The organism is Streptomyces sp. NPDC016469, from assembly GCF_040632905.1.
In the GTDB taxonomy this organism is placed as follows: Bacteria; Actinomycetota; Actinomycetes; order Streptomycetales; family Streptomycetaceae; genus Streptomyces.
The window spans coordinates 59,105-82,577 of record NZ_JBEYCQ010000005.1 but is presented as its reverse complement, the minus strand read 5'-3'; the positions used below and the strand labels follow the sequence as shown (position 1 = coordinate 82,577).

Genomic DNA, 23,473 nt, shown 5'->3' with positions numbered 1-23,473 from the left:
CGCCCCGCCCCGGTCGGCCGGTCAGCGGTCCTTGGGGTCGAGCAGCCAGAGCCCGAGCACGACGAGGAACGACAGGCAGAGGAAGCCGGCGCCCCACCACGCGGTGCCGGAGTTGCCCTCCATCCACTCGTCCACGATGACCGTGAGGCCCCACAGCTGCCCGATGACGACGGACATGGCCAGCACGAGTCGGGCGGTGAGCTTGGAGGACCGCTCGGGTTCCTGGTCGGTGCCGGCACCGGGTCCGGGCCCGGTGTGGCGGACGCGGGGGTCGCCGTAGCCGCTGGTGGGCCGGATCTGCGGGTAGCGCTCGTGGACGGGCCGGTTGAGCTCGGCCCGCGCGCTGCCGGGGTGGTACGCGGGGTAGCGCGGGCCGGGGTGCTGCGGGGGCCCGGGGGTCTGCGGGTCGGGCGCGGGCTGCGGGCCCGGGGCCCCGGGGGTCCGGCGGTCGTCGTCGCTCATGACGGGCTCTCGGTGGTGTCGGCCGCCCCGGCTCCGGTACGCGTACGGGACGGGCCGGGGGCGACCGGTCCGGGGGCCAGCGTGCGGGCGGGTCCGCCGGGGGCGGGTGGTGCCTCGGCGCCGTCGCGGACGCCGGGGCAGCCGAGGCGGGAGGCCAGGTCGGGGCGTTCCTCGCCGAACTGGCGGCACAGCCCGTGCTCGATGCTCTCGCCGGAGCGGGTGGTGCCGACGGCCCAGATGCTGCCGTCGGTCTCCTCGGTGAGCACGACCTTGGGCAGCCCCCGGGGCGGCGGGCCTGCGGTGACCTCGCCGCTGCGGGCGTCGAAGACGCCTTCGTGGCAGGGGCAGTACAGCTCGCCCTCGGTGCCCCGGTCCTTGCGCCAGAGCACGCCGCAGGCGAGGTGGGTGCAGATGGCGGAGTAGCCGACGAGGGTGCCGTCGTTGAGCCGGACGGCGACCGCGCGGTCCTCCTCGTCGGGGTAGTCGAAGGCGATGGACTCGCCGGGGAGGAGCTGGGCGGCGATCTTCTTCGGGGCGGGGGCCTTGCCGTCGTCGGGGTCGCCGTGGCGGGGCAGGATGCCGCCGGCGACGCCGAGACCGCCGATGGCGAGCCCGCCGGACACGGTGGCGACGATGCGCAGGTAGTCCCGCCGGGTGGTGAGGGCGTCGGCGGCGATCCGGTCGTGCAGGGCCTCGCGGGGGTCGCCGGAGGCCGGCTGTCCGGGGGCGGCGGGGGGCGTGCTGCCGGGGTCGCGGGGCGGGGGCTGCTTCGGGTCGCCGGGGGGCGGGTAGCCGGTCTCGGTCACCGTCGGACGTCCTTCCCGTTGATCTCCACGACGGGCAGGCCGCCGGGGACCGGCCACTGGACCCGGTCGGCGGGCACGACCATCGCGACGCCGGTGCGGACCTCGCTCTCGCCGAAGACGAAGGAGTCGGCGACCTGGACACCGGGGCGTTCGGCCTGGAGTTCCTCGGCGGTGCCGTAGAAGAGCGCTCCGGTCGGGCAGACGGTGGCGCACATGGGGGCGAGGCCGTAGGCGGTGCGGTCGTAGCAGAGGTTGCACTTCATCTGCAGCTTCGCCTGGAGGTCGATCTTCGGTACGCCGAAGGGGCAGGCGTTGACGCAGTTGGCGCAGCCGATGCAGCGGGTGGTGTCGGCCTGCTGCACCACGCCGTCGGCGGTCACCAGGATCGCGTCGGCGGGGCACACCTCGGCGCACGGGGCGACGGGGTCCTCACAGTGCATGCAGACGGTGGGAAGGGAGGCGACGGACTGGCCCTCGTCGGTGTAGTCGAGGTGGATCATGGACTTTCCGCGGTGCGAGTCGCATTCGCGGCAGGCGGAGACACACGCCTGGCAGCCGATGCAGCGGCCCGGGTCGACGAAGATCGTTCGGCCCATCATGCGGGCATCAGCTCCTCTCGGAGGTGCCGCGGCCCTGCGGGGACGTGGGCGGCAGCGGGTCGGTGCGGGAGACCTGGGCCTCCGGGTAGGCGACGTGGCCGGGTGGGACCGGAGGGGCCGCCACCACGTCGACCGCGTCGGCGTGCTCGATGCGGCAGGCGCACACCTTGTACTCGGGGATCTTGGAGCGGGGGTCGAGGGCGTCGATGGTGAGGACGTTGGCCGACGTGGGGAACGGCCAGTGGTACGGGATGAAGACGGTGTCGGGACGGATGGCCTCGGTGACGAGGGCCGGGTAGGAGGCGCTGCCGCGCCTGGTGACCACACGGACCGGTTCGCCGTTGCGGAAACCGTGGGAGGGGTGGATCTCGGCCCAGGGGCGGGGGGTCTGTTCGACGAGGGCTCCCAGGCGCCGGGTCTGGTTGCCGGAGAGGAAGTGGGCGACGGTGCGGCCGGTCGTGAGGGACATGGGGAACTCGTCGCTGTACGGGTCCATCGGCGGGTGCCACTCGACGACCTGCATGTGGATCTTGCCGTCGGGGTGGTAGGTCCTGCCGTCTTCGAAGAGCCGGGGCGTGCCCGGGTGGTCCTTGGAGGGGCAGGGCCAGGAGATGCCGCCCGTCTCCTCCAGCCGTTCGTAGGTGATGCCGTAGTAGTCGATGACCGTTCCGGCAGAGGCCACGCGGAGCTCGTCGAAGACGTCGCGGGAGCCGTTGAACGCGAACTTGTCGCCCACGCCGAGGCGGCGGGCGAGTTCACACATGACCCAGGTGTCGGTCCGTACGCCGGGGGGCGGGTCCTGGGCCTTGTTGTGCTTGACGACCCTGGCCTCGGCGTTGGCCATCACTCCTTCGTCCTCGGCCCAGGAGGTGACGGGAAGGACCACATGGGCATTGGCCGCGGATTCGGAAAGGAAGAAGTCGAGTTGGACATGGAACTCGTTGGCGTCGTACCCCTCCTTGACCACGGGGTAGTTCGGCAGGGAGATGATGGGGTTGTTGCAGACACCCATCAGCCCGCGGATCTCACCCCGCCGCATCTGGTGGATCATTTCCATCATCGAGGTCCCGGCCTGGGGGAGTTCCGATTCGTCGATCCCCCAGATCTCGCAGATCTGCCGGCGGTGCTCCTCGTTGTTGATGGAGCGGCCGCCCGGGAGGAGGTCCGATTTCTGGCCGTGCTCGCGGCCGCCCTGCCCGTTGCCCTGGCCGGTGAGGGTGCCGTAGCCCGCGCCGGGCCTGCCGATGTGGCCGGTGGCCGTGCAGAGGTTGATGACGGTGAGGCAGTTCTCGACGCCCTGGGACTGGTGCTCGATCCCTCGGGCGTGCCAGGCCATGGCCCGGGGCGCGCGGGCGAAGGTGCGGGCGACCTGGACGATCTGCTCGGCGGGGACGCCGCAGATCTCGGCGGCGCGGGACGGCGGGTACTCCAGCGCCTTGGACCGCACCTCGTTCCAGCCGGTGGCGTGGGCCGCCAGGTAGTCCTCGTTGGTCAGGCCCTCTTCGATGATCACGCAGAGCAGGGAGTTGAAGAAGGCGGCGTCGGTACCGGGCTTCAGGGCGACGTGGATGTCGGCGGTGCGCGCGATGGCGGTCTCGCGCGGGTCGATGACGATGAGGCCGGCGCCGCGGTCCCGCGCTCCCCACACGTACTGGGTCAGCACGGGGAAGCACTCACCGACGTTGGAGCCGGCGATCAGCAGGCAGTCGGTGAGCAGCATGTCCGCGAAGGGGTTGCCGGCCCGGTCGATGTTGAAGGCGAGCTTGTTGGCGGCGGCGGCGCTGACCATGCAGAGCCGGCCGTTGTAGTCGACGTGGCGGGTCTTCAGGGCGACGCGGGCGAACTTGCCCACGAGGTAGGTCTTCTCGGAGAAGAGGCTGGCACCACCGAACAGCCCGAAGGCGTCCTTCCCGTACTGCTCCTGGATGCGTCGGATCTCGGAGACCGTGAAGTCGAGCGCCTCCTCCCAGGACACCTCCTGGAAATCCTCGTCGCGGGAGCGGCGCATGAGGGGGGCGGTGAGCCGGTCGGGGTGGTTGACCTGCTGGTAGGCGTTGATGCCCTTCGGGCACAGGCGCATGCGGTTGATGTCGTGGTTGCGGGGTTCGACGCCGAAGACCTTGCCGCCGCGGTCGACGCGCAGATACATGCCGCACTGGACGCCGCAGAAGCAGCAGTGGGTGGGGACGAGGGTCTCGCCGTTCTGGTCGGCGTGCCACCGGTCGGCGGGGATGCCGCCCGCGTCGCGGAAGGCGCGGGTGCCCGGCGGCGCGAGGGAGGGGTCGATGGGAACGACCGCATGCGGTTCGGGCGTTCGCGAGTCCGCGGTCATTTGAAGCCCTTCTTCACCTGGGAGAGATAGGCGCTGCCTCGCAGCACCCGCTTGCAGCGCGGGCAGTATTCGGCCCACTCGTCGAAGCCGAGGCTGAGATCGCGCATGGTGCCGCGGAGGTTGTCGACGTACGGGGCGGTGTCGATGGGTTCCTCGCAGCGGCGGCAGGCGAAGACCTCTTCCTCCTGCCGGCCGGTGTACTTGAACAGCTGCATACCGACGGCGGCGGGGCGCTGGACGATGTGGAAGAACTTCCCGAACGGGATGTAGATGAGGGTGAAGACCACCGCGACCATGTGGAGGATCGCCAGGAACTCGTAGCCGCCGCCGTGCAGGAAGATCGAGGAGAAGGTGAGCAGCAGCCCGGTCACGGAGATGACGATGAGTGCGATCAGCGGCACCAGGTCGTAGGCGAATCGCTGGCCCGTGATGGCCGCCCGGTCCTTCATCCGCCGCCACAGGAAGTAGGAGGCGCCGGGGATGACGAGGACGGCGGCGATGTCCAGGCCGTGGAACATCAGCCAGCCCAGGAAGTCGAGCGAGTCGAACCCGATGATCTTGAAGCCCCAGATACGCATCTCGTAGCCGGGTCCGGAGCCGGTGCCCGAGGTGAAGGTGAACCAGCCCCAGGTCAGCGGGAAGGTGATCAGCGCGGCGAGGACGCAGCCCCAGAAGATCAGCTGGTGGGCGGCCCAGCGGGCGTGCGAGCGGGCGCCGAGGAACTTCTGGAAGCCGAGGTAGGTGGCGGTCATCTTCGGCAGCGCGGTGGGCGCGCGGCGGAAGTTGGCCACCGAGAAGAGGCTCCCCCAGCCCTTCTTGAACAGCCGCTTGGCCCCGGGGGCGGAGACCCACACGGTGTACCGGTACGCGACGCCGAAGGCCAGGAACACCGTGGCCACGGCGTACGGCAGCAGCGCGGAGTCGAAGTGCTCCAGGAACCTGCTGCCGAGCACGATGGCCACGACGAGCAGAAGGGAGACGATGACGCCTGCCGCGGTCGCCCGGGCGGTGACGGACCTGGGAACGAGCCCTCCGACCCGCCCTGACCCGCCTGGCGCCGGCGCACCGCCGGCCCCGTCGACGGCTCCGGTACGACCCCCGGGAACGGGCTGCGCGGCTGCGCCTGCGGCTTCAGGTGGCTCGGTCACGGTGCCACGGTAGGGCGGTGTGAGGCGATTGGTCCTGTTTTGCGGGGCCAGGGGGTGAGCGAGTCGCGGGGGTGGGGGCGGGGCGGGGTGGGTGAGCGGAGGCGGGCGGGGCGGGGGGCGGGGGGGGCGGGGGCGGGGGGGGAGCCCCCCCGGGCGTCAGGGGCCTTCGGCGGCGGCGGCGGTACCTTGACCGCTCACCCCTCCACCTCCGCCCCGAAGGAGCACCGGATGCCTCGTCAGGACTCCCTCACCGATGTGCGCGGGCTGCGCGTCGGCCATGCCCAGGTCCCCGGGAAGGGCGCCCTCACCGGTACCACCGTGGTGCTCGCGCCCGAGGGCGGGGTGGTCGCCGCCGTCGATGTGCGAGGGGGCGGTCCGGGGACGCGGGAGACGGACGCGTTGGATCCGCGCAACCTGGTCCAGCGCATCGACGCGGTCGTGCTCACCGGCGGCAGCGCGTACGGGCTCGACGCGGCGTCCGGGGTGATGGCCTGGCTGGAGGAGCGGGGGCGCGGGGTGCGGGTGGGCCCCGATCCGGCCCAGGTGGTCCCCGTGGTCCCGGCGGCCTGCGTGTTCGACCTGGGGCGGGGCGGCGACTGGCGGGCCAGGCCGGACGCGGCGACGGGCCGGGCGGCCGTGGAGGACGCCGCCCGGGCCGAGGAGGGCGCGGCGGTCGCCGAGGGGTGCGTCGGCGCGGGCACGGGGGCGGTCGCCGGGCAGCTCAAGGGCGGGGTGGGGACCGCGAGCATCCTCCTCCCGTCCGGGCTCACCGTCGGCGCGCTCGTCGTGGTCAACGCGGCGGGCTCGGTGCTCGACCCCCGTACGGGGGTGCTGTTCGGGGAGTACGGGGGCGAGGAGCCGGCCGTCGCCCCGCCGGCCGACGTCCACGAGGGGGCGCGACGGCGCCTGGCCCACGCGCGCGGCACGGATGCGCGCCCCCCGCTCAACACCACGCTCGCCGTCGTCGCCACCGACGCCGGGCTCACCCGCGCGCAGGCGCAGAAGCTGGCCGGCACCGCGCACGACGGGCTGGCGCGCGCGATCCGGCCCGTGCACCTGATGACCGACGGGGACACCGTGTTCGCCCTCGCCACGGGCCGGCGGGACCTGGACGCGGAGGATCCCGTCGTCCTCAACCCGCTGCTCGCGGCGGGTGCGGAGGCGGTGACCCGGGCCATCGTGAAGGCGGTCCGGGCGGCGAAGGGCGTCCACGGCCGCGACGGCGGGGGCACCTTCCCCTCGTACGGCGACCTCTACGGGCCGTCCCCGCGCGGCGGGAGCGGGCCGGGCGCCGGGACGGGCCCGCCGCCCGCGTGAGGAAGCCCGGCCCGCGCGAGGAGGTCGAGCCGCGTGCGCGGAACCTTCCGTGCGCCCCGTGCGTTTTTCTGAACCCCGGTCCTGATGTCAGCCCCAGGGGCTACGTTATGCACGCACCAAGTCACACGCGGCGACGGCCTGGAGACAGCACCTTGAGCGATCCGTACGAGACGACCGATCAGCACCTCGAGCGAATCCTGCGTCGGGCTCTCAATTCGTTCGACCTCCCCGACGGCACGGTGGAGCGGCTGGGCTCCGCGCTGGCCCACAGCAGCTCCCTGTACTCCTCGCACCACAGCGCCGACCTGCACCGCGAGACCTACCGCCATGCGTATCTGCTGAGCGACGGCTCCGCCCTGACCCTGTGGGAGCTGGTGCACAGCGGGCCGCGCGGCGACGGCCATCCCGACACCCGGCAGCACGAGGTGTACGACGACGAGGCGGACGCCCACATCGCCGCCGCCCGGCTGACCGGCAGCCTGTGGGACGTTCCCGACTTCTGCGACGAGGAGGGGGCCCAGGCCGACCTGGAGCTCATGTCGGCGCTGCTGGCCGCGCCCCCGGCCCCGCTCCCCCGGATGTACGCGCCGGACAACTCCGCGGACCACGCCCGCCGCGTGCTGCGCCGCGCGGAGAACGGCGACGTGCCCGGCGAGGAGACCGCCCGGCTGCTGCGGGCCGCCTTCGCGCACCACATCACGCAGGTCTTCGGCCGCCAGTGCCGCGTGGAGGGCCGGGACGCCGGCTTCACGCTGTACGAGCACGCGTTCCTGCTCCTCGACGGCAGCGAGACGAGCCTGTGGGAGGTCGAGCACACGGCGACCCCGGACGGCCGCCACATGTGCGAGGTGTACGGCGACGAGGAGACGGCCCGCTGCGCGATGGAAGCCCGTACGCGCATCTGCTGACCGCTGGGCCGGGACCGGCTCCCGCCCCCCGGGCCGCCCGCACGGGTGCCCGCGTCTCCCCGGAGGGACGCGGGCGCCGGTGACTCCGCCTCGTACACCGCCGGCTCAGTGCGTGAGCACCGGCTCCTTGGGGGACTCCTCCGCGACGGGCTCGTCCTCCGCCGCGCCCTCGACGTGCTGCTTCGGCCTCGCCGGCAGGGCGAACATCACCACGAAGATCAGCAGCAGCACACCGGTCACCCACCACAGCGACTGTTCGAAGGCGTCCGCGTACGCCGGGCCGATCTGCGCCCGGGTGAGCCGGTCGCCGATCGCCCCGTAGAAGACGACCGAGACCAGCCCGAGGCCGAGCGCGTTGCCCATCTGCTGCACGGTGTTGAACAGGCCTGAGGCGGAACCGGAGTGCTCCTTCGGCACCTCGGACAGCACCGCGTCGGCCAGCGGCGCCACGATCAGGCCCATGCCGACACCCATGACGACCAGGGGCAGCGCCATCTGGAGGGACGTGATGTCCATGCCGTAGTGGTTCGACTCCCCGATGTAGAGCAGCAGTCCGGCCGCCATGAGCAGGGCACCCGCCTGGAGGACCTTGCGACCGAAGCGGGGCACCAGCTTCTGCACGGAGAGGCCGGCGGCCACCGAGACGGAGACGGAGAACGGGATTCCGGTCGTACCGGCCCGCAGCGCGGTCCAGCCGAGGCCCATCTGCATGTACAGCGTCCAGACCAGGAAGAAGATGCCGAGCCCGACGCCGAAGGTCAGCTGCACGGCGATACCGGCGGCGAAGCTCCTGACCCGGAACAGCGACAGTTCGATCAGCGGCGCCCCGTCACGGCCGGCCTTGGCGCGCTCGAACAGCACCAGGACGAGGAAGACGAGGAGGCTCCCGGCCATCGACAGATAGCCCCACAGCGGCCAGCCCAGCTCACGGCCGCGGGTCAGCGGGTAGATCAGCATCAGCATGGCGAGCGTGACGAGCACGACGCCGACCAGGTCGAGGCGCAGCGCCTTGGGCGACTTGGACTCGGTGATGAACTTGCTGCCGAGGACCAGGCCGAGGATGCCGACGGGCAGGTTGATCAGGAAGATCGGGCGCCATTCGAGACCGGCGATGTTCCACTCGGTCAGCAGCGCGCCCAGCAGGGGCCCGGAGACGGCTCCGAGGCCGACGATCGCGCCGAAGAGGCCGAAGACCTTGCCGCGCTCGTGGGCGGGGAAGGTGGCGTGCACGATCGACAGGACCTGCGGCACCATCAGGGCCGCCGTCGCGCCCTGGAGGAAGCGGGAGGCGACCAGTATCTCCGGGTTGGCGGCGAAGCCGCAGAGCGCGGAGGCGAGGGTGAATCCCGCTATGCCGATGAGGAAGAGCCGCTTGCGGCCGTAGATGTCACCGAGCCGGCCGCCGGTGATGAGCCCGGCGGCGAAGGCCAGGGCGTATCCGGCGACGATCCACTGGATGGAGCTGAACGAGGCGCCGGTGTCCTGCTTGATGCTGGGGATGGCGATGTTGACGATCGTGACGTCGACCAGGTCCATGAAGGCCGCGGTCATCACGATGGCCAGGGCGAACCACCGGCGGCGGTCGGAAGGAGCCGCGGGAGACGGCAGTGGTGCGGAGGAAGTCATGGGAAGAACCTAAACAGCCAATAGGACAGTTCGTGACCCAATGAGCGCGCATGCTGGGTGGCATGACCGATACCCCGGCACGACTGCTGAATCTGCTGTCACTGCTCCAGACACCGCGCGAGTGGCCGGGCAGCGAGCTCGCCGAGCGGCTCGCCGTCAGCCCGCGCACGATCCGGCGCGACGTCGACCGCCTGCGCGACCTCGGCTATCCGGTCGAGGCTTCACGCGGCTCGGTCGGCGGCTACCGGCTCGTGGCGGGCACCGCCATGCCGCCGCTCCTCCTGGACGACGAGGAGGCGGTCGCCATCGCGGTGGGGCTGCGGGCCGGCGCCGGCCATGCCATCGAGGGCGTCGACGAGGCGTCCGTACGGGCGCTGGCCAAGCTGGAGCAGGTGCTGCCGTCCCGGCTGCGCCACCGGGTCTCCACCCTCCAGAACGCGACGGTCCCGCTGGCCCGGGGCGACGGTTCCACCATCGCCCCGGAGACCCTGACCGTCATGGCCTCGGCGGTCACCGGGCGGGAGCGGCTGCGTTTCGCGTACCGGGCGGGCGACGGCGTTGAGACGCGGCGCCAGGTCGAGCCGTACCGGCTGGTGAGCACCGGGTGGCGCTGGTATCTCGTGGCGTACGACCTGGGGCGCGAGGCGTGGCGCACCTTCCGGGTGGACCGGGTCAGCGAGCCGTTCGCGACCGGGGCCCGGTTCGCGCCGAGGGAGCTGCCGGAGGGGGACGCGGCGGAGTTCCTGTCCAGCTCGATGGCGCGCCGTCAGCCCGAGATCGAGGTGGAGGTGAGCTTCGCGGCGCCGCCGGAGTTCGTGGCGTCGCGGCTGCACGGCCGGCTGGGTCAGCTGGAACCGGAGGGCGAGGGCGGCTGCCGGCTGCGGGCCGTGCTGCGGGACCAGCTGGAATGGGTGGCCGTGCGGCTCGCGATGGTGGACTGCGAATTCACCGTGCACCGGCCGCCGCGGCTGGTGGCGTACGTGGCGGAGCTGGGCGGCCGGCTCAGCCGCGCGGGAGCCGGCGGGGAACCGGGCGGCGCGTAAAAGAATGAGCCCCGGCGCCAGGGGGGGTGGGCGCCGGGACTCAGCTCAGGGGGGCCGTGTGAAGCGGCCCAATTCGGAGGTTACTGGACTCGGGCTCAGGCCGCAGCGTCAAAGCCCGTGTCGTGAGCCATTCGCTTCAATTCGAGCAGTGCGTGCTTCTCGATCTGGCGGATGCGCTCGCGGGTGAGGCCGTGCTCCTTGCCGACCTCGGTGAGCGTGCGCTCGCGGCCGTCCTCGATGCCGTACCGCATGCGGATGATCGACGCGGTGCGGTTGTCCAGCTTGCCGATCAGCTCCTCCAGCTCCTCGCTGCGCAGCAGCGTGAGCACGGACTGCTCGGGCGAGATGGCGGAGGTGTCCTCCAGCAGGTCGCCGAACTGCGTGTCGCCCTCGTCGTCCACGGACATGTTGAGGCTGACCGGGTCGCGGGCCCAGTCCAGGACATCGCCGACGCGCGCCGGCGTCGAGCCCAGCTCGGCGGCGATCTCGGCGTGCTCCGGGTCGCGGCCGTTCTCCCGGTTGAACTCGCGCTGCACCCGGCGGATGCGGCCCAGCTCCTCCACCAGGTGGACGGGGAGCCGGATCGTGCGCGACTGGTCCGCTATGGAGCGGGTGATGGCCTGGCGGATCCACCACGTGGCGTACGTGGAGAACTTGAAGCCCTTGGCGTAGTCGAACTTCTCGACCGCGCGCACCAGGCCCGCGTTGCCCTCCTGGATCAGGTCGAGCAGGGGGAGCCCGGCCCGCGGGTAGCGGCGGGCGACGGCGACAACGAGACGGAGGTTGGAGCGGATGAACACGTCCTTGGCGCGCTCGCCCTCGGCGACCAGCGCTTCCAGCTCCTCGCGCGAGGCACCGCCCGCGTCGCTCTCCACTTCGCCGTCGAGGATCTGGCGTGCGTAGACCCCGGCCTCGACCGCCTGTGAGAGGTCGACCTCCTTGGCGGCGTCGAGCAGCGGCGTACGCGCTATCTCGTCCAAGTACATGCCGACCAGGTCGCGATCGGCGATCTCTCCGCCCACGGCGCGAACACTGCTCGCCCGGTTGGTCCCGCCGGTGGCGGACGAACGACGGGCGACGGCACGGGTTGCCATGCGTGCTCCCTTGCTGAGTAGGTCGCGACACCCTCCCGGGTGCCCTGCATCCGATGGAAACAACGACTGGAATCCGGACAGAATTCCCATGCATGGCATTAAATTTCGCGATCATGCAGTACCCTGTTTCGCCGCCGGGGCGGGCGCATGCCGCAGCCAAGCACGTCCGCGCTGGTCAGAGCGGGCGCCCGGGGGTCCGGAGCCCTCTCAACAGCCTCTGCGGTAACTCTTCCGCGCTAGTACCCCGGAAGACGCCGGGTACGGGTCGCCGGTTGCCCGGTCCGCTGTCCCGGGTCCCGGCCTCGCCGGCCCCCGTCCGGAGTCCTAGGCCCCATGCCCGGGACCTTGGGACCGCAGTCCGTTACCGGGCGCGCACCAGGTGCCTAGCGTCACTGTCATGAACGAGACGACGCATCGCACCGTCCCCGACTCCACCGGCACGCTCGACGAGGCCCTGGAGCGGCTGCACTCCTCCGGCCCCGAGCGCGACGGCTGGCTGTCCAATCACGCGCCCATGGCCGTGGAGGCCCTGGTCCGCAACGGCCAGGCGGCCACCGTGCACCGCTGGCTCGACCACTACCGGGCGAAGCTGGAAGACATGCCGGACCGTTTCGCCGAGGTCACCCCGGCAAACTGGCGGGAGGCCCTGGGCGACCCCCGCCGCATCGCCGACTGGGCGGCGTACTTCGAGCGGGAGACCGCCGGCCGGCCCTGGCGCGACGTGCTCGCCGAGTGGTGGCCCCGGCTGCTCCCGGGCATCGCGGGCGGCGCCACGCACCCGGTGATCCGGGTGGGCCACGGCGTGCGCACCCTGTTGACGACCGAGGAGACCGGCCCCCGGGTCAGGGAGCTGGCCCACGCGCTCGGCTACTGGGCGGCCCGCCACCAGCCGCTGCCCCCGCCGGCCCCGCTCACCCCGGTCCGCACCGCCGGCGCCGCGCTGGACGCCGTGCCCCGGGTGCCCGACCAGACCGGCGGCATCCGGGCCCGGCTGGCCCAGATCACGGCCTTCCCGCAGTGGCGGGGCGCGGCCGCGGCCGGGGCGGACGAGGCGCGTGCCGGGCTGGAGGAGCTGGTGGGGGCCGCCGTCCACCGCTACGCGGAGTACGGGCACGGTGCGCCGGTGATGCTGGTGCACGCGGCGACCGCGCCCAATGCCGTCCTGCGGACGCTGCCGGCGCTGCCGCGCGAGCTGTGGGCGCCGAGCGTGGGGGCCGCGTGGGCGGCGAGCGCGGCGGTGACCGCCGCGTACTCCCCCGCCGAGGCCGCCGTCCTCCCGGCGGGGTACGGGGCGTCGCTCACGGCCGGGGAGGTGTTCGCGCGGGCGGCGGCGCACGGCGACGACCACACCATCAAGTTCACGGACACCGCGCTGGACGTGGGCGACGCGCCGGCCCTGGCGGCGGCGCTGCGCTCGGTGGAGCTGAACCCTCCGGCGCTGTAGACGCTTCGGCCGTACCGAGGCCAGCCGTACCGCACCGAGCGCCTCGGCCGTAGCGAGGTCAGCCGTGCCGCACCGAGCGCCTCGGCCGTAGCGAGGTCAGCCGTACTGCACCGAGCGCTTCGGCCGTAACGAGGTCAGCCGTACTGCACCGAGCGCTTCGCCAGCCCCATCCAGAAGCCGTCGATCACGCTGCGCCCCTGGCCGAGTTCCTGCTCGGCGGCGCCGAGGGTGACGAAGAGCGGGGCGAAGTGCTCGGTGCGCGGGTGCGCCAGGCGGCCCGCCGGGGACTTGTGCTCGAAGTCCAGGAGCGCGTCGATGTCCTGCGCCTGGAGTGCGCGGTTTCCCCAGTCGTCGAACTCCGCCGACCAGCCGGGGACGCCGCCGCCGGTGTGGCGCAGGGCGGCGAGGTTGTGCGTGAAGAAGCCGCTGCCGATGATCAGGACGCCCTCGTCGCGCAGCGGCGCCAGCTTGCGCCCGATGTCCATCAGCTTCTGCGGGTCGAGCGTCGGCAGGGAGATCTGGAGCACCGGAATGTCGGCTTCCGGGAACATCTCGACCAGCGGTACGTACGCGCCGTGGTCGAGGCCGCGGTCCGGGATGTCCTGGACCGGCGTGCCGGCGCCGCGCAGCAGTTTGCGGACGTTCTCGGCGAGCCGCGGGGCGCCGGGGGCGGCGTACCGCACCTGGTAGTAGTGCTCGGGGAAGCCCCAGAAGTCGTACACCAGCGGAAGCGTCTCGGTGGCGCCGAGCGCGAGCGGGGCCTCCTCCCAGTGCGCGGACACCATCAGGACGGCGGTGGGGCGCGGCAGCTCCGCCGACCAGGCGGCCAGCTCCCCGGGCCAGACGGGGTCGTCCGCGAGCGGCGGGGCGCCGTGGGAGAGGTAGAGGGCGGGCATGCGCTCCGCGGTGATTGTCATGACACTCCCCAACTGCGGCTACTCAAGGTAATTCTTCTTGGAGGGCTTCAAGAGGAAGGATTCTTTAATCTTCAAGCTCCCACCTTGAGAGACCTTAGCTCTATCTAGTTCAACTTTCAAGAAAAGGTCGTACAGTGGAGTACATGACCACGGCATCAACCGGTGCGCCGCTCTGGCTCACCGACGAAGAACAATGCGTCTGGCGCGCGTATCTGCACGCCACCACGCTCCTGGAGGATCACCTCGACCGCCAGTTGCAGGCCGATGCCGGCATGCCGCACATCTACTACGGCCTGCTCGTCCAGCTCTCCCAGGCACCCCACCGACGGCTGCGCATGACCGAACTGGCCAGGAACGCCAAGATCACCCGCTCCCGCCTCTCCCACGCGGTCGCCCGGCTGGAGAAGAACGGCTGGGTACGCCGCGAGGACTGCCCTTCCGACAAGCGCGGCCAGAACGCCGTCCTGACCGACGAGGGCCACGCGATGCTGCGCCGCTCCGCCCCCGGCCATGTGAAGGCCGTCCGCCAGGCGATGTTCGACCGCCTCACGCCCGAGCAGGTGCACTCGCTGGGGGAGATCATGCAGATCCTGGCGGCCGGACTCCAGCCGGAGGGCGCGGACGCCGACCTCCCCTGGCTGCGCTGAGCCCCGCCGGCACGCACGTCTGCCCCGGTCCCTCCGTACGAGGGAACCGGGGCAGAAACGTATCCGCGCGGGCGGCCGGGATCAGTGGGCGACGACCGGGACCCTGATCTCGTCCTCGACACCCTCCGCGTCGCCGGAAGCGGAACCTCCGGAGGTCTCCGCCGGAACCGGACGGCCCGCGTTGACGAAGGTCAGCGCGATCGCGGCGGCCACCACCAGGATGCCGACGGCCCACCAGATGGCACCGGTGAAGCCGTGCACCATCGACTGGAGCTTCAGCAGCTCGGGGTTCTTGGCGCCGAGCGCGGCGTGCGAGGTGGCGTACGCCGTGGCGGCCGAGGCGGCGATCGTGTTCAGCAGCGCCGTACCGATCGCACCGCCGACCTGCTGCGAGGTGTTGACCATCGCCGAGGCGACACCCGCGTCACGCGCTTCGACACCGTGCGTGGCCAGCGACATCGCCGGCATGAACGCCGTACCCATGCCCAGGCCCAGCAGCAGCTGGCCCGGCAGGATGACCGCCGCGTACGAGGAGTCGATGTCCAGCTGGGTGAGCAGCAGCATGCCGACGGCGGCGGTCAGGAAGCCCGGGCCCATCAGCGTGCGCGCCGGGACCCGGGTCATCAGCCGGGCACCGATCTGCGTGGAGCCGGTGATCATGCCCGCGATCATCGGCATGAAGGCGAAGCCGGTCTTGATCGGCGAGTAGCCCTTGACGACCTGGAGGTAGTACGTGAGGAAGAGGAACAGGCCGAACATCGCGATGACGGCCAGGCCCAGCGAGAGGTAGACGCCACCGCGGTTGCGGTCCATCACGACGCGCAGCGGGAGCAGCGGCGACTTGACCTTGGCCTCGGTCAGGACGAAGGACAGCAGCAGCACACCGGCGGCGACGAACGAACCGACGGTCAGCGCGTCCGACCAGCCCGCGGACTCCGCGCGGGTGAACCCGTACACCAGCGAGACCAGACCCAGCGCGGACAGGACGACGCCCGGGATGTCGAGCGACGAGCGGTTGCGGGTGCCGGCCGGCTCGCGGATGACGAAGTAGGCACCGGCGGCGGCGACGATCGCGAAGGGGATGTTGACGAAGAAGGTCCAGCGCCAGTTCAGCGTCTGGGTGAGGAAGCCGCCGAGGATCAGGCCGACGGCGCCACCGCCACCGGCGATCGCCCCGTAGATGCCGAACGCCTTGGCGCGCTCCTTGGCGTCGGTGAACATCACCGCGAGCAGCGAGAGCGCGGCCGGCGCGAGCAGCGCGCCGAAGACGCCCTGGAGGGCGCGGGAGCCGAACAGCATGCCCTGGTTCTGCGCCGCGCCACCGAGCGCGGAGGCCAGCGCGAAGCCGATCAGGCCGACGACGAAGGTGCGCTTGCGGCCCCAGAGGTCGGCGATGCGCCCGCCGAAGAGCAGCAGCCCGCCGAAGGCGAGGGCGTAGGCGGTGATGACCCACTGCTTGTTGGCGTCGGTGATGCCGAGGGCGGTCTGGGCGTGCGGCAGCGCGATGTTCACGATCGTGGCGTCGAGCACCACCATCAGCTGCGCGAGCGCGATGAAGGCCAGGGCCTTCCAGCGACTGGGATCGGGGAGTCGGATATCAGCTGTTTTCGACATGGGAGTAGCCACCTAGGAGCGCGCGAGGGCGCGAGAGATCGCGAACCGTGCGTCCGCTGGGCGCGGGCACGGCTGAGGGCAGGTCTGACGGGGTGTCGTGGGCTTCAGGTATGAGGGAAGGGGGAAGGGCGGGCGCGGATCACGTCACATCCGGCGCCGCAGGTCCTCCAAGGTCGCCGGCGTTCCGGGGAGTACGGACCGGGCCGGGGCCTCGAGTCCGTCCAGGAACAGCTGGATGTGGCGGTGGGTGAACCGGTCGATGTTCGGGCAGGCGATGCCCGGCAGCGGCCGGGTGAGCTGGGAGAGGGCGACCAGTACGTCACCGACGGCGATGTCGGTGCGCAGGCGCCCCGCGGACATGGCGCGCGCGACGAGCCCTTCGACGGCCTCTTCGAGGCGCCGGCGCTCGGCGAGCAGTTCGGGGTGGTCCTTGTCGAAGCCGCCGGAGAGCATGGGGCACAGGGCCCCGATGCGTTCGTCGGCCGCCGCGTGGACGAAGCGGGTGAGCGCGGCGAAGGGGTCCGCTTCCTCGGCGGTGGCCTCCTCGGCGCGGTCGGTGGTACGGGAGGTGACCGCGAGCACGACCTCGTGGACGAGGGCGGCCCGGTCGGGGAAGTTCCGGTAGAGCGTCGCGTTGCCGACGCCGGCGCGGCGGGCGACCTCGTCGAGGGGCACGTCGGGCCCGAACTCGACGAACATCTCGCGCGCGGCCGTGACGATCCGCTCCCGGTTGCGCAGCGCGTCGGCCCTCGGCTTGGGCGTACGGGGCTGCGCGGGTGCGGTGGTGGCCACGGCGATGCTCCTTGTCTTCCGGTGCTTACGGCTGCGGTCACGGCTGGGGACCAACCGGGGACCGCTTCCCCGTTTCGCGGGGACACCGGTGCAAACGGGGAAGCGGTCCCCGGTTATTTCCCGACCATTTGTGACCTGCGTCACGCACACCATCGCCCCGGGGAAACCAGCCGAACGGCGCACCCAACGAGCGGCCCGCGATCACCCGGCAGAGGCTGACGGCAGAGCGCAGCCGGGGTCGGCCGGCTGCCGCGGACCGGAAGGCGCCTCGATGCAGCAGCCCCGCCACCGGATACGCACGCACCGCCGCCCGGTCGCTCTCGGCGCTGCAACGGCCCTGGTCATCGCGGCCCTGGCGACCGCGAGCAGCACGCTGCCCCTCCAGAGCCCCGCGTCGGCCGGCCCCGCCGCGACGGCCCCCCTGGCCACGGGGCTCGGCCCCTGCCGGATCGCCTCGGCCATGGGCGTACAGATGTCGGAGGGGATGCCGACGCAGCCCGGCTACGCCCGTTCCACCGGCCGCGTCCGCGCGCTGAACCTCATGATCGACTTCCCGGACGCGGAGGGCACCGGGCCGGCCGTGGACCGCCTGGCCGAATTCTTCCCGCAGACCACGAAGTGGTTCCGGACGAGCTCCTACGGCCGCCTCACCTACATACCCGAGGCGCCGATCCGCTCGTGGCTGCGGATGCCGCTGCCCTTCGAGGAGTACGGAATCGAGCGGGGCTCCCCGTACGAACCGGGCTACCGCCACCTGGTCCAGGACATCGTGGCGGCCGCGGACCCGAAGGTGGACTTCGACGCATACGACCTGGTCAACATCCTGGTCACCCCGAACGCCGGGCCCTCCGCCCTGGACACCGTGCTCTCGGTGACCTTCTCGGGCAACGACGACGCCCCCATCGCGGACGGGGTGCCGCTGTCCAACACCTCATTCGTCTACAGCCGCCAGGACGACGGCTCCGGCTCGTACGACCAGACCGGCTACCGGGTCCTCCCCCACGAGAACGGCCACGTCTTCGGCCTGCCCGACCTCTACACGATGGAGGGCGGCGGCTCCGTCGGGCACTGGGACATCATGTCCGAGGACTGGGGCGCCAACAACGATCTCCTGGGCTGGCACAAGTGGAAGCTGGGCTGGCTGGACAACGACCAGGTGAGCTGCGCCGCCCGCCCCGGCACCACGGACCACGTCCTGCAGCCCCTGGCCACCCGGGGCGGCCTGAAGCTGGCCTTCGTCCCCCTGACCGCGGAGTCCGGCTACGCGGTGGAGGTCCGCACCCAGGCGGGCAACGACCAGGCGGTCTGCCGCCCCGGCGTCCTGATCTACAAGGTCAGCTCCGACGTGGACACGGGCCAGGGCCCGATCTCGGTGGCCGACAGCACCAGGAACAGCCCCGGCTGCACCCGCCTCCCCAACGTCCACGCCGAACTCTCGGACGCCCCGTACCAGCCGGGCGACACCTTCACGGACCGGACGAACGGCATACGGATCTCGGTGCTGGAGAAGGACGACAAGGGCGACTACCGGGTACAGGTGACGCGGTCCTGAGCCCCGACTCCTGACGGGCGCACCCGCCCCGACCTCGATCCGCTAGGCTGTCAGCGGTCAGTCGACCTTGTGCACGCCCCTGGGCGCGAGGCAGGGCGACCGACCGGGGCCCCACCTTCACGGCGGGCGCCCGGCCTTCGTAGCTCAGGGGATAGAGCACCGCTCTCCTAAAGCGGGTGTCGCAGGTTCGAATCCTGCCGGGGGCACAGGCAGAAGGGCCGGCTCGGGAGGGGGTTCCTCCCAGGCCGGCCCTTCCGTGTTGCAGGTGTCGTGCCATGGACGTGCCGCTATGTCGCCGACGACCCGGCCACGCATGGGCAGGAAGTCTCACAACAGACCCCCGCCGCGGACTCACGGCGAGTGCCGGGTGATGGTGGGTCAGCGCGGCCCGGGAGCTGCTGTGTCCCATCGCGTCCTCAGCTCCCGCGTACTGGCCCCGGCCGTTGAGGCAGGAGAGTGTTGCCCGTGCGCCGCAGATCTTGGACGTGCGGTTCGGCCGGCCGTGACGCCCGCGGTCATCCGGGCCCTGGCCCAGTCGTCCGGAATCCGCTGCGCGTAGTCACCCACCCTGCGGCTCGACGAAGTCGTGCCCGTCGCGTCCCGGAAGAGCCCCGGGACGCGAGCGGGCGGGTGCGGTCACCTCACACGGGCCGTGCTCACTGGACGTCCACGAAGTCCAGGCGGCTGTAGCTGTAGAAGTGATTCCATTCGTCCCCGTCGTACTTGGCCTGCCAGTCGCCGTCCTTGGCCGCCGTGAAGGTCTTCGTGAACCTGCCGTCATTGCCCGTCACGGCGACGCCGGCCCCGCGCCAGGTGGTCGTGCCCTTCGCGCGGAAGTAGACGTCGATCCGCGCGCCGGCGAGCGCGGACCACTGCCCGTTGTCCTCGCTCTTCGTGTTGAGCTTGCCGGTGATCGTGAGGGGGGCGCCCGCCTTGACCGGCTCGGGGTTCGCGTTGAACTCCGGGAAGGCCGTCATCCGGCGGTACACCAGGTACGACTCCGGGGCGGGACCGGCCGGGATCTGCTTGGTGCCGGGGAACTGGAACCGCCAGACGCCCACGCCCTGGTAGGGCAGGTCCGCGGCCGTGACCGTACGGGAGGTGTCGCCCGCGATGGCGGGGCTGTCGATGGTCTTCTTGGTGACCCAGGTCGTGGTGCCCTCCGCCTTGAACTGGAGGTTCACCTTCAGGGTCGTCGGAGCCGGAACGTCGTAGCGGTCGAAGACGCTTGACACCGTGACCTTCTTGTACCGGCTGACGGTGACCGTGGGGAGCTTGTGGAAGCCCGCGCTCGTCGTGGGGTCGGGGCTGACGTACGCGTACCTGGTGGACAGCCATGGCGTGCCGAGGAGAGCGATCGTCTGCCGTCGGGTGCCGTAGACGGGGACCTGGGCGGTGAAGCGGCCGTCCTCCCCGGTCTTGAAGGCCCGTACGGTGTACACCGCCATCGGGGTGCCGACGGGGACCGGCTTGGAGACGCCGTTGTTGTCGCGGTAGGTGGCCCGGCCGGTCAACGGGGCATCCGTCCCGTCCGCGCCCCGCACCGTGGGCGAGTCCAGCGTGATGTCGGTCGTGGTGTAGCCGACCTCGACCTGGCGGGTCAGACCGTGCGCGGCGTCCACGCCGGCCGGCCGGAGGACCAATCTCACGTCGTTCTGCTGCGTCGTCGCGTCGTGCTTCTCCGTGCCCGTGAAGGTGAAGGGCCTCTCGACGTGACCCGCGGCGTCGGTGGTCAGTCCCGTCTTCGCCGCGGTCGTCTCCAGCACCAGCCGGCCGTTCGCCATCGGCGTCTCGGTCCCGTCGCGCGGGTCGCGCAGCGTCGCGTCCGCCTTGACGGTCACCGTCCTGTGCTCCAGGTCCGGTTTCCCGCTCACCTCGAACGTCTTGACCTGCGGGATCAGGTGGTAGTCGAAGACCGCCTCGTCCTTGTGAAGGATCGTTTCACCCTCGGTGCCGTCGTACTCGACGTCCACCGCGTACTGGCCCAGGTCCGCCAGGCGCAGCGGGGTGGTCTCGACGGCGGTCTCGCCGGGGTCGTCCTGGCAGGACGGCATGCAGGGGTCCGTGTCCTCCAGGAAGCTGAACTCATCGATGGTCGCCACCGGGGTGTCGGTGCCCGACTTGCGCAGGAGCACCTTCAGGTCCTTCGGCAGCGTGCGCGTGCCGAAGTCCACGTAGATCCGGGTCTCGTCGGTCCGGACCGAGGGGCCCGACGGGTGCGGGTCGGCCGCCTGTGCCGCCGTCGGAGCCGCGAGCACGCCACCGAATGCGCCGAGTGCGCCGAGTGCGCACAGCGCCGAGAGGGTGCGTCTTCTCATGCTGTTCCCCCCAGGGAATCAAGATCTCATCAGCCGTTCCAGACCTCTGGAAGGGCTGAAAGGTTGTAGGGACAACCAAAGCGAGTGCGGGACGGGCGTTTGCCAGGTGGTCCGGGGCCGTTCGCGGCCGGGGGTTGCTCGGAGCAGTGGCGGATCGCTCTCAGGAGGCGGCGCATGCCCAGGGCGTGGCCGCCTGTCGTGATGACCAGGCGGCGGTAGGCACCGCCTGCCGGGCCCGGGAAGGCGGCCCGGCTTTCCGCACGCAGGCGGGACCGGGTGGGGGACAGCTCGTCCAGGCGGAAGGTCAGGGTGTACGTCGAGAAGCGGTGGCGTCCCGACAGGGCCAGCTCGTGGGGCGGGGTTGCGGTGGTCACCCGGAAGCCGGGGAGCGTCGCGTCCTCCGTCAGGGGGCGGGGGCCGGAGGGCGTACGGTCCGTAGCGCCGACCAGGCGGGCGCAGGCGGTCGCGCCGGGGCCCGCGAAGGAGCGGTCCAGGGTCTCGCTCAGGCCGCGCCAGACGTCGTCGGCCGCCGCCTCGATGACCGTCTCGTGCTCGTCGATGTACGGCAACAGGGCGAGCGGCATCAGAGCCTCCATGAGGTCCACGCGATGGACGGCTCATCCTCGCACCTTCAACTTCCCCCCAAACCCTGTCGAGTTCATGGGACCCGGGACCGTTGCGCATTAAAGTTGCGCCATCACTGCTGATTGAGGGGGCCGGGCGCGTCCCGGTGGGGAGGGCCTGGGCGGGATGAGTCGTCGCTCCAATGGGTTGGTCGCCGTATGGGCCGAGGCGCAGCGGCAGCAGCAGCGGCAGCAGGAGGCGCAAGCCCGGTATCAGCGGGATCAGGAGCGGGCGCAGCGGGCGTATCAGCGGGAGGTCGCCCGCAGTCAGCGGGAGCAGAAGGCGGCCTACCGGGAGCAGCGCGAGGCCGAGGCGCGGCGGCGTACGCGGGAGTTGGACGCCCGGGTCGAGGCGTTGCAGGGGCTGCTGGCGGCCGGGTGCCGGGCGCCGGCGTTCCGGGCCTCGGCGCTGACCCGGGCGGAGCAGGTCGAGCCGTTCGCGCCGGGGCCGCTGGCGCAGCCGGTGCCCATGCCCGATCCGGGGCGGTACGAGGCGCAGGGCGGCGGGTGGACCGCCGGGCGGCGGGCCCAGGCGCAGGCCGAGGCGCGGGCCAGGTTCGAGCGGGACCGGCAGGCGGCGCAGGCAGCCGAGGCGCAGCGGCAGGCGCAGTTCACCACGTACCAGCGGCAGTACCAGCAGTGGGCGGACGCGCGGCTGGCGGAGATCCGGCTCCACAACGCCGGGATCGCGGAGATGACCGCCGGACTGCGCGCCGGGGACGCCGAGGCGGCCGTGGAGTACTTCTCCGCCGCGCTCTACGCCTCCACCGGCTGGCCCGACGAGCTGCCCCGGCAGGTGGCGGCGGCGTACGACTCGGGCGCACGGCAGCTGGTGCTGAACTGGGAGCTGCCCCGGTACGACGTCGTCCCCGAGGCCAAGTCCGTGCGGTACATGGTCAACGCGGACCAGGAGAAGGAGTCGCCCCGGCCGGTCACGCAGCGCCGGGCCCTGTACCGGGACGTGCTCGCCCAGTGCCTGCTGCTCGTCCTGCGTGATCTCTTCGCCGCCGACGAGTTCGGGGCCCTGGAGTCGGTCGCGCTGAACGGCTTCGTGGACGACCACGACCCGGTGACCGGGCGGCGGGTGCCCATGTTCCTGGGCACGGTCATGGCGACCCGGGCGGACTTCGCCGGGCTGCACCTGGAGCAGGTGAACGCGGTGAACTGCCTGGTGGACGGGTTGCGCGGGCAGCTGTCCACGCGCCCCGACCAGTACGCCGCGGTGCGGCCCGGCCGGGTCCCCGAGGACGTCGGCAACGGGGTCGTGACGCACGGCGGCGACGAGGAGCCCGACCTGTACGAGATGGACCCGCTCGCCTTCGAGGCGCTGGTCGCCGAGCTCTTCCGGGCCATGGGCATGCAGGCCGTCACCACGCAGCGCTCCAACGACGGCGGCGTGGACGTCGACGCGCTGGACCCGACGCCGATACGCGGCGGCAAGATCGTCGTCCAGGTGAAGCGCTACCGCAACACCGTGCCGCCGACGGCCGTCCGCGATCTGTACGGGACGGTCCAGGACGCCGGCGCCAACAAGGGCGTCCTGGTCACCACCTCCACGTTCGGGCCCGGTTCGCACACCTTCGCCAACGGCAAGCCGCTGGAGCTGGTCCCGGGCTCCGAGCTGGTCGATCTGCTGCACCGGCACGGGCTGCGCGGGCGGCTGGGCGGCGGGGAGCGGCCGGTGCCGGCCCAGCGGACCGCGCCGGACACCGAGAGCCGCGACGACGACCACAACGTGCTCGGCATGTACTGGTCGGGCCCGGTCGCCCTGGACGTCTGCGCGCTCGTCTGCCAGGGCAACCGCGTCCTGGACGACGACCACTTCGTGTTCTTCAACAACCGGCGCACCCCGGACGGCTCGGTCCGCGAGCTGATTCCCGTCGCGCCCGACAAGGCCGCGATCCAGGTCGGCTTCGACGCGCTCCCGTCGCGCGCGGACCGGCTCGTCATCATCGCCGCGGTCGATCCCGTCGCCAACCCCGACGCCGACCTGTCCGGCTTCACCGACGCCGGGATCCGGCTGCTCGACGCCGAGCGCACCCCGCTCGGCCAGCTGGACGTCTCGGACGGCCGGCCCGGCGAGACCGCGCTCGTCCTGGGCTCGTTCCGCCGACGTGCCAACGGCGACTGGGAGTTCGTCACCGGAGGCAAGGGATACCGGGGCGGTCTGGAGGAGTTGGTCACGGAGTACGGGATCGACGTCGAGTAGCCCGGTCGCGGGTCCCGAAAAC

Annotated in this window: 19 protein-coding genes and 1 tRNA gene; 8 read left to right on the top strand and 12 right to left on the bottom strand. The window is 71.8% G+C overall.

Annotation, left to right across the window (positions count from 1 at the left end):
- Window positions 1–21: 21 nt before the first annotated feature.
- Genes ABZ565_RS07065 through ABZ565_RS07045 form a run of 5 tightly spaced genes read right to left on the bottom strand, consistent with a single transcriptional unit; the run spans window position 22 to window position 5,347 of the window.
- Complete coding sequence (locus ABZ565_RS07065; RefSeq protein WP_361021324.1) at window positions 22–462, bottom strand: hypothetical protein; 441 nt, start codon at window positions 460–462, stop codon at window positions 22–24.
- Window positions 459–1,268: a Rieske (2Fe-2S) protein gene (locus tag ABZ565_RS07060; protein ID WP_361021322.1), complete on the bottom strand. Its 810-nt coding sequence runs from the start codon at window positions 1,266–1,268 to the stop codon at window positions 459–461. Before ABZ565_RS07060 ends, ABZ565_RS07065 begins: the two co-directional genes overlap by 4 nt.
- Window positions 1,265–1,867, bottom strand: coding sequence for a 4Fe-4S dicluster domain-containing protein (locus ABZ565_RS07055; protein ID WP_361021320.1), 603 nt, complete (start codon window positions 1,865–1,867; stop codon window positions 1,265–1,267). The genes ABZ565_RS07060 and ABZ565_RS07055 overlap by 4 nt, the downstream gene beginning before the upstream one ends.
- Window positions 1,868–1,874: 7 nt before the next feature.
- Window positions 1,875–4,199, bottom strand: coding sequence for a molybdopterin oxidoreductase family protein (locus tag ABZ565_RS07050; RefSeq protein WP_361021318.1), 2,325 nt, complete (start codon window positions 4,197–4,199; stop codon window positions 1,875–1,877).
- Window positions 4,196–5,347, bottom strand: coding sequence for an MFS transporter (locus ABZ565_RS07045; RefSeq protein ID WP_361021316.1), 1,152 nt, complete (start codon window positions 5,345–5,347; stop codon window positions 4,196–4,198). Before ABZ565_RS07045 ends, ABZ565_RS07050 begins: the two co-directional genes overlap by 4 nt.
- Before the next feature lie 228 nt (window positions 5,348–5,575).
- Here ABZ565_RS07045 and ABZ565_RS07040 point away from each other — a divergent pair, with 228 nt between their 5' ends.
- Window positions 5,576–6,664 carry a P1 family peptidase gene (locus ABZ565_RS07040; protein ID WP_361021314.1) on the top strand — a complete coding sequence of 363 codons (1,089 nt, stop codon included), beginning with the start codon at window positions 5,576–5,578 and terminating at the stop codon, window positions 6,662–6,664.
- 152 nt (window positions 6,665–6,816) lie between these two features.
- On the top strand, window positions 6,817–7,572 hold the full coding sequence (locus ABZ565_RS07035; RefSeq protein WP_361021312.1) for a DUF6227 family protein: 756 nt from the start codon (window positions 6,817–6,819) through the stop codon (window positions 7,570–7,572).
- Between the two features lie 105 nt (window positions 7,573–7,677).
- Here ABZ565_RS07035 and ABZ565_RS07030 read toward each other — a convergent pair whose 3' ends face one another.
- Window positions 7,678–9,198, bottom strand: coding sequence for an MFS transporter (locus tag ABZ565_RS07030; RefSeq protein WP_361021310.1), 1,521 nt, complete (start codon window positions 9,196–9,198; stop codon window positions 7,678–7,680).
- A 62-nt stretch (window positions 9,199–9,260) separates the two neighbouring features.
- Between ABZ565_RS07030 and ABZ565_RS07025 the strand changes: the two genes are divergently transcribed.
- Window positions 9,261–10,241: a YafY family protein gene (locus tag ABZ565_RS07025; protein ID WP_361021308.1), complete on the top strand. Its 981-nt coding sequence runs from the start codon at window positions 9,261–9,263 to the stop codon at window positions 10,239–10,241.
- A gap of 95 nt (window positions 10,242–10,336) precedes the next feature.
- On the opposite strand, the gene ABZ565_RS07020 is transcribed toward ABZ565_RS07025, so the two are convergent.
- Window positions 10,337–11,335, bottom strand: a complete 999-nt coding sequence (locus tag ABZ565_RS07020; RefSeq protein WP_361021306.1) for a sigma-70 family RNA polymerase sigma factor — start codon at window positions 11,333–11,335, stop codon at window positions 10,337–10,339.
- 397 nt (window positions 11,336–11,732) lie between these two features.
- Between ABZ565_RS07020 and ABZ565_RS07015 the strand changes: the two genes are divergently transcribed.
- Window positions 11,733–12,779 (top strand): questin oxidase family protein, encoded by a 1,047-nt coding sequence (locus ABZ565_RS07015; protein ID WP_361021304.1) that lies wholly within the window; start codon window positions 11,733–11,735, stop codon window positions 12,777–12,779.
- Between the two features lie 134 nt (window positions 12,780–12,913).
- Here ABZ565_RS07015 and ABZ565_RS07010 read toward each other — a convergent pair whose 3' ends face one another.
- Window positions 12,914–13,696, bottom strand: coding sequence for a class III extradiol ring-cleavage dioxygenase (locus ABZ565_RS07010; protein ID WP_361021302.1), 783 nt, complete (start codon window positions 13,694–13,696; stop codon window positions 12,914–12,916).
- A 134-nt stretch (window positions 13,697–13,830) separates the two neighbouring features.
- Between ABZ565_RS07010 and ABZ565_RS07005 the strand changes: the two genes are divergently transcribed.
- Window positions 13,831–14,343: a MarR family transcriptional regulator gene (locus ABZ565_RS07005; protein WP_361021300.1), complete on the top strand. Its 513-nt coding sequence runs from the start codon at window positions 13,831–13,833 to the stop codon at window positions 14,341–14,343.
- Window positions 14,344–14,424: 81 nt separating this feature from the next.
- Here ABZ565_RS07005 and ABZ565_RS07000 read toward each other — a convergent pair whose 3' ends face one another.
- Together ABZ565_RS07000 and ABZ565_RS06995 are read right to left on the bottom strand one after the other, a co-directional pair.
- On the bottom strand, window positions 14,425–15,957 hold the full coding sequence (locus ABZ565_RS07000; RefSeq protein WP_361021299.1) for an MFS transporter: 1,533 nt from the start codon (window positions 15,955–15,957) through the stop codon (window positions 14,425–14,427).
- A 144-nt stretch (window positions 15,958–16,101) separates the two neighbouring features.
- Window positions 16,102–16,749 carry a TetR/AcrR family transcriptional regulator gene (locus ABZ565_RS06995; RefSeq protein WP_361021297.1) on the bottom strand — a complete coding sequence of 216 codons (648 nt, stop codon included), beginning with the start codon at window positions 16,747–16,749 and terminating at the stop codon, window positions 16,102–16,104.
- Between the two features lie 271 nt (window positions 16,750–17,020).
- Between ABZ565_RS06995 and ABZ565_RS06990 the strand changes: the two genes are divergently transcribed.
- The gene (locus ABZ565_RS06990) at window positions 17,021–18,301 is read left to right on the top strand and encodes a M6 family metalloprotease domain-containing protein (RefSeq protein ID WP_361021295.1); all 1,281 of its coding nucleotides are present in this window, start codon (window positions 17,021–17,023) and stop codon (window positions 18,299–18,301) included.
- A 133-nt stretch (window positions 18,302–18,434) separates the two neighbouring features.
- Window positions 18,435–18,507: transfer RNA gene (locus ABZ565_RS06985), tRNA-Arg, on the top strand.
- Between the two features lie 450 nt (window positions 18,508–18,957).
- On the opposite strand, the gene ABZ565_RS06980 is transcribed toward ABZ565_RS06985, so the two are convergent.
- Together ABZ565_RS06980 and ABZ565_RS06975 are read right to left on the bottom strand one after the other, a co-directional pair.
- Window positions 18,958–20,619, bottom strand: coding sequence for a hypothetical protein (locus tag ABZ565_RS06980; RefSeq protein WP_361021293.1), 1,662 nt, complete (start codon window positions 20,617–20,619; stop codon window positions 18,958–18,960).
- Window positions 20,620–20,648: 29 nt separating this feature from the next.
- Complete coding sequence (locus ABZ565_RS06975) at window positions 20,649–21,224, bottom strand: SRPBCC family protein (RefSeq protein ID WP_361021291.1); 576 nt, start codon at window positions 21,222–21,224, stop codon at window positions 20,649–20,651.
- Window positions 21,225–21,369: 145 nt separating this feature from the next.
- On the opposite strand from ABZ565_RS06975, the gene ABZ565_RS06970 reads away from it, so the two are divergent.
- On the top strand, window positions 21,370–23,451 hold the full coding sequence (locus tag ABZ565_RS06970) for a restriction endonuclease (RefSeq protein WP_361021289.1): 2,082 nt from the start codon (window positions 21,370–21,372) through the stop codon (window positions 23,449–23,451).
- The last annotated feature ends 22 nt before the right edge of the window (window positions 23,452–23,473 follow it).

What these genes read in the sequence shown, in the direction of transcription:
- ABZ565_RS07065 (WP_361021324.1), bottom strand. Translation starts at nt 462, where the DNA reads ATGAGCGACGACGACCGCCGGACCCCCGGGGCCCCGGGCCCGCAGCCC.
- ABZ565_RS07055 (WP_361021320.1), bottom strand. Translation starts at nt 1,867, where the DNA reads ATGATGGGCCGAACGATCTTCGTCGACCCGGGCCGCTGCATCGGCTGC.
- ABZ565_RS07050 (WP_361021318.1), bottom strand. Translation starts at nt 4,199, where the DNA reads ATGACCGCGGACTCGCGAACGCCCGAACCGCATGCGGTCGTTCCCATC.
- ABZ565_RS07040 (WP_361021314.1), top strand. Translation starts at nt 5,576, where the DNA reads ATGCCTCGTCAGGACTCCCTCACCGATGTGCGCGGGCTGCGCGTCGGC.
- ABZ565_RS07030 (WP_361021310.1), bottom strand. Translation starts at nt 9,198, where the DNA reads ATGACTTCCTCCGCACCACTGCCGTCTCCCGCGGCTCCTTCCGACCGC.
- ABZ565_RS07025 (WP_361021308.1), top strand. Translation starts at nt 9,261, where the DNA reads ATGACCGATACCCCGGCACGACTGCTGAATCTGCTGTCACTGCTCCAG.
- ABZ565_RS07020 (WP_361021306.1), bottom strand. Translation starts at nt 11,335, where the DNA reads ATGGCAACCCGTGCCGTCGCCCGTCGTTCGTCCGCCACCGGCGGGACC.
- ABZ565_RS07015 (WP_361021304.1), top strand. Translation starts at nt 11,733, where the DNA reads ATGAACGAGACGACGCATCGCACCGTCCCCGACTCCACCGGCACGCTC.
- ABZ565_RS07010 (WP_361021302.1), bottom strand. Translation starts at nt 13,696, where the DNA reads ATGACAATCACCGCGGAGCGCATGCCCGCCCTCTACCTCTCCCACGGC.
- ABZ565_RS07000 (WP_361021299.1), bottom strand. Translation starts at nt 15,957, where the DNA reads ATGTCGAAAACAGCTGATATCCGACTCCCCGATCCCAGTCGCTGGAAG.
- ABZ565_RS06990 (WP_361021295.1), top strand. Translation starts at nt 17,021, where the DNA reads ATGCAGCAGCCCCGCCACCGGATACGCACGCACCGCCGCCCGGTCGCT.
- ABZ565_RS06980 (WP_361021293.1), bottom strand. Translation starts at nt 20,619, where the DNA reads ATGAGAAGACGCACCCTCTCGGCGCTGTGCGCACTCGGCGCACTCGGC.
- ABZ565_RS06970 (WP_361021289.1), top strand. Translation starts at nt 21,370, where the DNA reads ATGAGTCGTCGCTCCAATGGGTTGGTCGCCGTATGGGCCGAGGCGCAG.